2 protein-coding genes are annotated in these 9,085 nt (G+C 63.7%); both read left to right on the top strand.

The features are described 5' to 3' along the window. The first annotated feature begins 231 nt into the window (after window positions 1-231). Complete coding sequence (locus ACFUJR_RS37815; protein ID WP_383451223.1) at window positions 232-840, top strand: transposase; 609 nt, start codon at window positions 232-234, stop codon at window positions 838-840. 796 nt (window positions 841-1,636) lie between these two features. Then, window positions 1,637-8,647, top strand: a complete 7,011-nt coding sequence (locus ACFUJR_RS37810) for an RHS repeat-associated core domain-containing protein (RefSeq protein ID WP_383179571.1) — start codon at window positions 1,637-1,639, stop codon at window positions 8,645-8,647. The last annotated feature ends 438 nt before the right edge of the window (window positions 8,648-9,085 follow it).

The following is a 9,085-nucleotide window of genomic DNA, read 5'->3' as shown; positions in this document are numbered from 1 at the left end:
TCACCAGCGAGAACGCCATCTCCTGGCGCGACCCGACACCGCAGACCAAACAGTCGATTCCGGGATGAAACACTGGGAGAAAACGACCTCTCAGGCCAACCTGATCACGGACATCGCCACCACCAAGCCGACCAGGGACACCGAGGCCCTCCCCGGCATCCACATCCGGCTCCGTGACCGCGGGCTGCTGCCCCGGCAGCACCTTCTCGAGGCGGCTACCTCTCCGTCGCGCTGCTGCACCGCTCCCTCCGCGACCACCAGGTCGAACTCGTCGGACCCGTCAAGGCCAGCGGAGCATGGCAGAGCAAGGAACAGACCGGCTTCACCAGGGACGACTTCACCATCGACTGCGACCAGCGCCAGGTCACCTGCCCCAACGGCAGGACCAGCCACATCTGGCTCGAGCCACCGGCCATGGCCCCCTACACCGTGGCCCGGTTCCGCCCGTACCAGTGCAACCCGTGCCCCGACCGGCCCGCCTGCGCCCGCGGCACTGCCGCCCGCACCGTGAACTTCCTCCCACAGCATCTGCATGAACTCCAGGCCCAGAACCGCGCGAACCAGCAAGACTCCCAATGGAGACGGCTCTACGCCACCCGGTCCGGAGTCGAAGGCACCATCTGCGAGTTCATCAACGGACACCGGGCCCGCCGCAGCCGCTACCACGGCCACCGCAAGACACACGTGCAGCACGTCCTGACCGGCATCGCCATCAACATCGAACGCCTCGCCTCACGCACAACTCGCCACCCCCACCGCCCCCGACGCCCCACGACCTTCCAGCAGTACCTCGATGCCCGCGGCCTGACCTGGGAATGCTGGTGGCGACAAGGCAAATGAGCCGCGCGCACAAGATCCCCGACAGAGTCGCTCACTGCGGTCCTCTGCTCGGCCTCCTTCGAGCCCTGATGTCCGCGCAGGTACTACCGGACGGCGGGAGCGTCTTGCTCCTCAGCCCCGCTCTCGATGAACCGGTCGGCAGAAGGCCTCCGTATCGCTTTGCGAGTCATGAGACTTGGAGGCCCTTGTGTTCCCTTCCCGTTTAACCGCCCCCGTTGGAGCAACGGCTGAGGTCCGCTCGATCGCAGCCGTAGGGACCGGCACGTCCGCCCGTGTGCGAGGCGGCAGTCCGCAAGAAGGAATTCGTCCCCTACCGCTTCGGCCAGGACAACGACAAGCCGTCGACCTCGCATTGCGAGGGGGATGCGCCAAGGTATGGAAGCCGGTGCTCGCCTCGGACGGCAAGCCCATCACACTGCCCGGACCAACGCCCTCCGCCCTGGGTCTGGCCGACTGGCCAGCGTACCGCTACTCGGGCGATACGACACCGGGACAGACCGGCGACGACGGCGTGGACGGCGCATGGCACGTCCTCGTGCCGGATGGCGGGCTCGCCAGCGCCAAGAAGGTGCACCGACTCGTGAACCCGCAATCGCGAACGGCACATGGGCACCCGGTTCCCCCACGGTAACCCTGAATAGAAATGGAGAAGGAGGATACTTCAATGAAATATAAGAGATCATTCGGACGGTTCAGAGTCCTACGCTCAGCTCACAGAAGGGAAGGACAGTTCCCGGACGACAAACATGACGTAGCGCGACGGCGGCGTGGATGGCACGGTGTGGTGCGCACGGGAGTGGTCGCCGCCGTGGTTGCGGCGCTGGGGGCGGGGGTGATGCCGTGGACCGTTTCCACAGCCGCCGCCGCGTACGAGGAGGGAAGCATCTCGCCGACGATGGCGGCTCAGGGGCCGCCCAGTGAATCCCGCCCTGGCGGTGGTGAGGTGGACACCAAGAGGGGCGATTTCGGTTACACATTCAGCTTTGAGCTGCCGGAAGGGAGGATGGGTTTCACTCCGTCCCTCGGTTTGGCGTACTCGTCGGAAAGCGCGGTCCACGGAGGGGTGGCAGCTGGCTGGGAGCTGACGGTGCCCGCGATCCGGGGGGACCGGAGGGCCGGCAGTCAGAGGCTTGCCGACGCTTACTCATTCCTGCCTGAGGATCCGTCGCATTTCGTGGGTCCAGGGGGTGAGGAGCTCGTTTCCGACGCGACGTTGCCAGTGTCGACGGGGGCACGCGGGTTCCGCGGCATTTTCGACAGCTCGTACGCGATCTATGAGTTCCTGGGCGGAGTGTCTGCCCAGGACTACTGGTGGCGGGTCAGGACCAATGACGGGGTTACCCGATATTTCGGTGAGAAGAGCCAGCATCCCTACACGTACGCCCCGCTGGTGCTGGAAGAGTCATCGTACGGTGACACGACAACCTACACCTACTCCACGGTTGGGCGGGGAACGAGTGCGCCGGCAGCCGGTGAGGCGAGGGAGTTCCGCCTTGACCGGATCGATTACGGCAACCCCGAGGGTGCCTCGTACGCGTCAGCCGTTCTGCAGTACGAGGCAAATCCTGAGTTCTGCCCGGGTGCGCAGGTCAGTCCGGCGGCGCTGCCTTTGGGGGGCCGTCTCGACTACGGGCTGGGTTTTGGGCACCTGACTGGGACCCGGCGTCTGACCTCTGTGACGACATGGCGTGATGCGGACGGGGATCCGTCGCCACCGGCCAGTGGCCAGCCTGCGTGGGCCCTGATCCGTAGCTACCAACTGAACTACGACACTTCCACGGAGTGCGCCACGAGCGGTACGGCAGCCCCTTTCCGCCAGTTGTCATCAGTTCAGGAGACGGCCGTGTCGCCCAACGTCCCCATGGGCGAGGCGGGCTATCAAACGGTCAAGCCGCCGGTGGAGTTCACCTACGGCAAGGCTTCGGCCTACACGAAGCTGAGCGACTATGGGCCTGAGCAGTCGCTGGTGCTTCCGTCTCCGGATGGGTGGTACGCAGAGTACGGCCCCATGCCGCGCACCAAGAGTGGCAGTGCTGCCTACCTGTGGGTGGACATCAACGGCGATGGCCTGATCGACATCCTTGAGGATGATCCGATCACGGACCCGGGTGCGGGCGGCCATGAGGTGAACTGCATGGTCAACGTCTATTTGAACCAGGGAGACGGCACGTTCGAGAAGAACGCTAACGAGTTCCCTGAGTTCTTCGTTGAATTCGCCAATGCCGACGTCCCGGTCAGCGCTACCCAGCCTGGCTTCTGTGACATGACGAAGTCTGCATGGTCGGATGGGAATCAGACGAGTGCGTACAGGATCTATCGAGATTTCTTCGATGCCGATCTCGATGGGTTGCCGGACATGGTGGCCCAGCCGGTGTTCATCTACGGCTGCTACGACAGTACGTTCAACATCCCTTGCCCGGCAAAGGGTGTCTTCCCCTGGGAGGACGAGAACTGGGACGAGGGTCACTATTTCACCGACAAGGATGATGAGCACACTGGCGGTATAGGAGTCCAGAAGCGTTGGTACGTGTACCGCAACACCGGGCACGGCTTCGCTTCCCAGCCGACCCTAATGAACCCCCATTCGGAGGGAGTTAAGATCCAAGGACCTCAGTACCACTTCGGCATCTCCGGAACCAGTGCCGAGTGGGACAATTCTCCTATCGTCCGTCAGGATATCGATGGCGACGGGAAGCCGGACTACCTCGGGCAGGTCGGGAGTAACGACAACGTCCTGATGCGCGGGAAGAAGGAGGGCGACTATGAGAGCCCGGGCACTCTGTGGGACCTGGGCACTTCCCTGTTCAACAGCTCCGCGGCGACCGACTACGACGACAACGGGTTCAACTACGCGCAGAAGGCGGCGATCTTCGATGTGAACGGTGATGGCCTGCCGGACCAGGTCTTTCGTAACGAAAATGCCAGCCCGGATGAGTTGCAGGTGTATCTCAGTCGGGGAGATCGCTTCGGACTCGAAGCCAGCAAGCCAGATTTCGATCTGGCCGACGGGTTCAGCCCCAAGGCAGAAGTGCCCTGGAAGGGCCACTCCTCCAGCGCCGTCAACAACCCCTTTCAGTACATGGGGGATAGCGCCAGACGTCATGACGTCCTCCGGGGAATGACCGACATGGACTACGACGGCGTGGGTGACCTCGTTGGTATCGATACCGTCGGGCACGCTGGCTTCGTATTGCTGGGCGGAGGCGCCGGGTGGCTTGCCGAGCGGGCCGTCGACGCCGTCGTCGCTCCCTTTCATCTGGGCTCCAGCATGGGGATTGACGGCAAACTGGTCCAGGTCGCTCACAAGTACCCCATCGATCTGAACGGCGATGGGCTACGGGATCTGGTGGGCGACGCCGATGAGGACGGTGTGCCCGAGGTGCGGTTCGCGAAGCCTGTGCTGGACCAGTCGGCGGATCGGGCGGCGCCTGCACGTCTGTTGCGGACGATTGCCAACGGGTACGGGGCGAAGACCACTGTTTCCTACGAGCGGGACACCATGGCGGGTCGCTGGGTGACCTCGGAGGTACGGACTAATCCAGGGCACGGCGAGGCGTCCTCGACGGTGCGCTACTCCTACCTGGACCCGCAGCGCACCGCGGATGCGTACGGAAACATGGCAGTGCGCGGTTACCGGGAGGCGGTGGCGCTGAAGAACGTGGGCGCGGGCACCGGCCGGCTGTCGACGGTGTCGACGACGTATGTCTATGACCTGGATTACCGGGGGCTTGCGAACCGTACGGTGACGGCACTGGGCGCGGAGGCGTTTCCAGGTGGCTTCGACCCGATGGTTGAGACCAATGTGGTCAGTGTCTCCAGCCCCGCCTATACCTCCTTCACGCTGCCGAGTGTGACCCGCTCGCCGGGGATGAGCTCCGGGTTCCCGATGCGGGTGGTGCATTCTTCGGGCGGCAGTGCCTACACCTGCGCCGGGGTCCAGGGCGAGCCGTTGAGTAGTTGTCAGACGGCCGCCAAGCGGGTGCTGACGGCAACGACGTTCCAGTCGGAATTCGATGGGTCCCGGTTCGCGCTGCATGTACCAAAGACCAGCAGCACCAGCTTCATCAACGGGGAGGGTGTGACCGAGACGCGCCGCACCACGATCCAGTACTACCGGCTGACGTTCACGCCATCCGTGTATCGACTGGCCACGTACGACACCGTCGGCGAGCGGGTGACTCCTTCGGGCACCGAGCAGACCGGTGCGTTGCACATACGATATGTGGACGACGCGGCGAACGGAGGGACGTACAAGTTCCTGCGGTCGAGCAGCGTGGAAGACGGCACAGGCCGGGAACTGACCTCATTCGTGCAGGCGTTCCAAAGCGGTGCGGCGACAGGACAGGTACACAAGACCTGGCAGCCCGAACAGTACGGGTCTACTGGCACCGCTGCCCCGCACAGCACCATCACCTACGATGGTTTCGGGCTGTACCCGGTGCGGTCGGTCAACGAGGCCGGCCATGTCACCGAGACGGAGGTAGACCTGGGCACCGGGGCCGTGCTGGCCACCCGTGGCCCTAACTTCACCTGCGCCGACGGTAGCCCGAGTGGTTGCGCCTTCGATACCGCTGCGAAGGTGGAGGCCACCGCGGTGAGCGTGGACGGTTTCGGTCGGCCGCTGACAACCACCATCAGCCCGGTGGGCGGTGGATCGAACCAGGTGGTGGCCACCGCCAGCTATGACGACGGAGCGTCCTATAACTCCGGCGGCTCCACGCCAGCCTCGGCTATCACTCACGCCCTGGGCGGCGACGGACAGATGTCTGAGACGCTGAGCGAGTACGACGGGCTGGGCCGGGTCGTCCGCACGCTGACGCAGCAGGACCCGCATCCGCAGAAGGAGACCCTGTACGACTACGACATCACTGGCGGCCTCAAGGCGATCACAACCCCGGCTTCCACCGGCACCGGCACTGTCGCCTACCGGTTTGAGCGCGACGGTCTGGACCGGGCGGTCAAGCTCTACGGACCTCGCGCCGATAGCGGCGCCCAGGCTCTGCTCTCCCAGAACGTCTACAACGGCTTTACCACCACCACCACCGAGATGGTCGCCGACGTCCTCGACCAATCCGAAAAGATTCTACGAACCGATCCGGCCGGCCGCTTGGTAGAGGTGTCCGAGCGCACCGATGCCGACACCTACGCGGCGACGTCCTACACGTACGACAAGAACGGCAATATCGCCACCATCACCGACCCTGACGATGTCGTCACCTCGATGACACATGACTGGGTGGGTAACCGCACCACGGTTACCTCCTCCGGTAAGCAGTGGGCGTACGGCTATGACCGCAACGGCAACCTGACATCAGTCACCGAGCCGCACCCGGTCGGGCAAGCCACCGCATACACCCGCACCATCACTTACGACGATCTCAATCGCCCGCTCACCGAGACGCCCGCGGTACGTGACCTGACTCCCGGGGAACAGACCGCTTTCAAGACAGGAGTCAGCCGCCGCTTCTACGACACCGCCCATCCCTCACTGAGCGGCGCCGACGCTCAACAGCAGATCGGACGTCTGGCCTACACCACCAGCCCGGCGGCCACCACCATCAATCGTTACGGCCCTCTGGGGAACCTCGCCGGCACCAGCCAAACCCTCACTGAAACCGGAGGCATCCCCTCCACCGCCGAAACCCAGCACCAGAGCCTCACCGTCGCTGCTGCCGGAATGGTGGAGGCCAGCGTGTTCACCACCAGCGGTGGGCACACCGGCAACACCCTCACCTACGCCTACGACCAAGCAGGACAACCCCTGAGCCTGCGCACCCGCATTGCTGGCAGCCCGCTGCTGACCGTGGCCGAACTGACCCGGAACGCCGTCGGCCAGATCACCCGCCGACAGGCCAATCCGGGCGGTGTTGCCGGCTATGCGGGCCAGACCGCAAACCGCACCTACACCCCGACCGGCCAGCCCGACGATTTCAGCCTCACCGTAGGTACCACCAGCGTCTACACCATCGACAACTCCTACAACGGTGGCGGCCGCCTGCTCTCGACGTATGAGCAGTTGATCAACAACGCCGCAACCACCTTCACCTACAACTACGACGCCCGCCACCAACTCACCAGCGCTCGCCAAACCGCCGTCCAGCCCGGCGGTGGAGTCGACTACATCGCAGCATTCACCTACACCGATGGTGGACGCCTAGCCAGCGCCAACATCGGCAACACGGCGCCCGCGGTGCGTATGAACCCGCGCAACGTCTCCTACATGTACGATCCGGCCAACCCTCAGCGGCTGACCCAACTCACCAAGCCCGATGCCACCCCCTATACCACCTACAACTACGACGACGCCGGTAACACCACCAAACGCACCACTCCCGACGGCGACACCATCACGCAGCGCTGGGACGGCTACGGTCGCCTCGCCCGCACCACCCGCGAAGACGGAGCCGCGGAAACCTACTTCTACGACGGAGCCGGCCCCAACCGCATCGCCGTCCTGCAGACCGACGCCAAGGGCAACAGTCTCGAAGTCCGCCGAACGTTCGGGGCACTCGAAAGCGTCTACACACCCACCACAGATCCAAGCTACCGCGAGTCCCTCGCGCTGGACGGCACCGTCGGTCGCATCGACGGTGACGTCACCAACGCCAACCTCGAGTACTACTACACCAGTCCGCAGGGTCACGAAATCCTCGCCATCAATGCCACGGACGGCCGCGTCATGCGCGCCACCACCTACGGTCCCTTCGGCGAGGTCCTCACCCAGCAGCTCGATCCCGGCACCCCGGAGGGCAAATACACTCACGAATTCAACGGAAAGGAATTCGATACGCATAGCGGCCTGCACTACTACGGCCACCGCTATTATGACTCCGTTGCACTGCAGTGGATCAGTTCCGACCCCAAGTACCGCTTTCTCCCTGAGGCGGACCTCATCAATCCCCGGAGTGCGAACCTCTATTCCTATACCGAAAACAATCCCGTCGAATATGCTGATCCCAACGGGCTCGACAGTGGCTGGGGGGCCCTATTTGAAGGAATGGGAAATGCCGTTGGGGCATCTCAGGGAGTCGGCGTCAACCGTCAAGTACGTGACGAATTTGCGAAGGGAATGGCCCGTGTTGCCGTCGAAGGCTACACCCGGGGCGTTGTCAGCCTGATCCCGATCGTCGGAGACGTATATTCCATTCGGTCGGCACAGACCACACAAGAAAAGGCTATGGCCGTTGGATGCCTTGTCCTGAGTGCCGTCGGAGTCGTTGACGATGTGATACGAGGGGCGCGCAATGTGGATAATGCCGTCGGCGCGGCCCGCCTGGGGAACAGCCATGTGGATGACCTTGACCCGGGCGAGTGGGGAGATCTTCCTACTAGGCCGGGAGCACCCGACAGGGGCCCTGGCCCCAGCGAGCGCTTGAGCTCTCGCTACAACGATCTCCACGCTCCCGTGAACGACGAGTTCTCGTCCGCCCCTAACAACTGCGTGCGTTGTTCGGTCGCCGGAGCCGAGACTCTCGCAGGCAACCCGTCCACGGCGAGTCAGTTCAACCCGACTCTTCCGCAGAGTGCTTCCGTCGCTGAGCTCAATGCCCACTTTGGTCAGACTGCGGCTTCCTTCACTGATGGGCGTGCCCTATTGGCGAACCTCGCCGCCCGGGGTGAAGGCGCTACTGGAGTTCTTGGAGTGGTGCGTACCGGAGGTAAGGTCGGCCACGCCATCACGTGGCGAGTGAAGAATGGAAAGGTGCAGTTTTACGATTTCCAGATCTCGCGCCCAGGAAGGCTTCACACCGGAAACTCCCGAGGAAGCCATGAATTTTACGTGTGGCAGCGACCCTCAGCTAATTGATGCAAGTAGAGATCGGTTCTTGAGATAGTCTCGATCCCGCAAAAGAGGGTCCGTCAGCTCGCTGGCGGGCCCTCACATCCTTTTTGGGCTGGGAGTTCCGATCCTCGATCGGGGCCCAGGGGTATTGCGTGAAGTAATCTTTTCCGGATTCCTCAGGTGAGGCCGAGGGCGGTGGTCGCAGGCGGTTCGTCGGATGGTGGCGGCGATATTGGTGGCGCCGTCCTGGCGGTGGACGCTGATTCTCGGCCCGTGGCCGGTCCGGATCTTCGAGGCGTGTCGGCGTACACGGAACGTGGCTCTGGCAAGATTTTCGTAGCCGGAGATCATCTCGCGAGTGCGGTTGACAGGCCCACACAGTGGGCAGCCTATGGCTGCCCTCCGCCCCTCAGCGGGGTCTCGTCGCGGCCTGAGCCCGTGACCCGTCTCAGGGTGTGAAGA

It is taken from the genome of Streptomyces sp. NPDC057271, from assembly GCF_042668715.1.
In the GTDB taxonomy this organism is placed as follows: domain Bacteria; phylum Actinomycetota; class Actinomycetes; order Streptomycetales; family Streptomycetaceae; genus Streptomyces.
The sequence above is the reverse complement of the archived record's forward strand: the minus strand, read 5'-3'. Positions and strand labels throughout refer to the sequence as shown.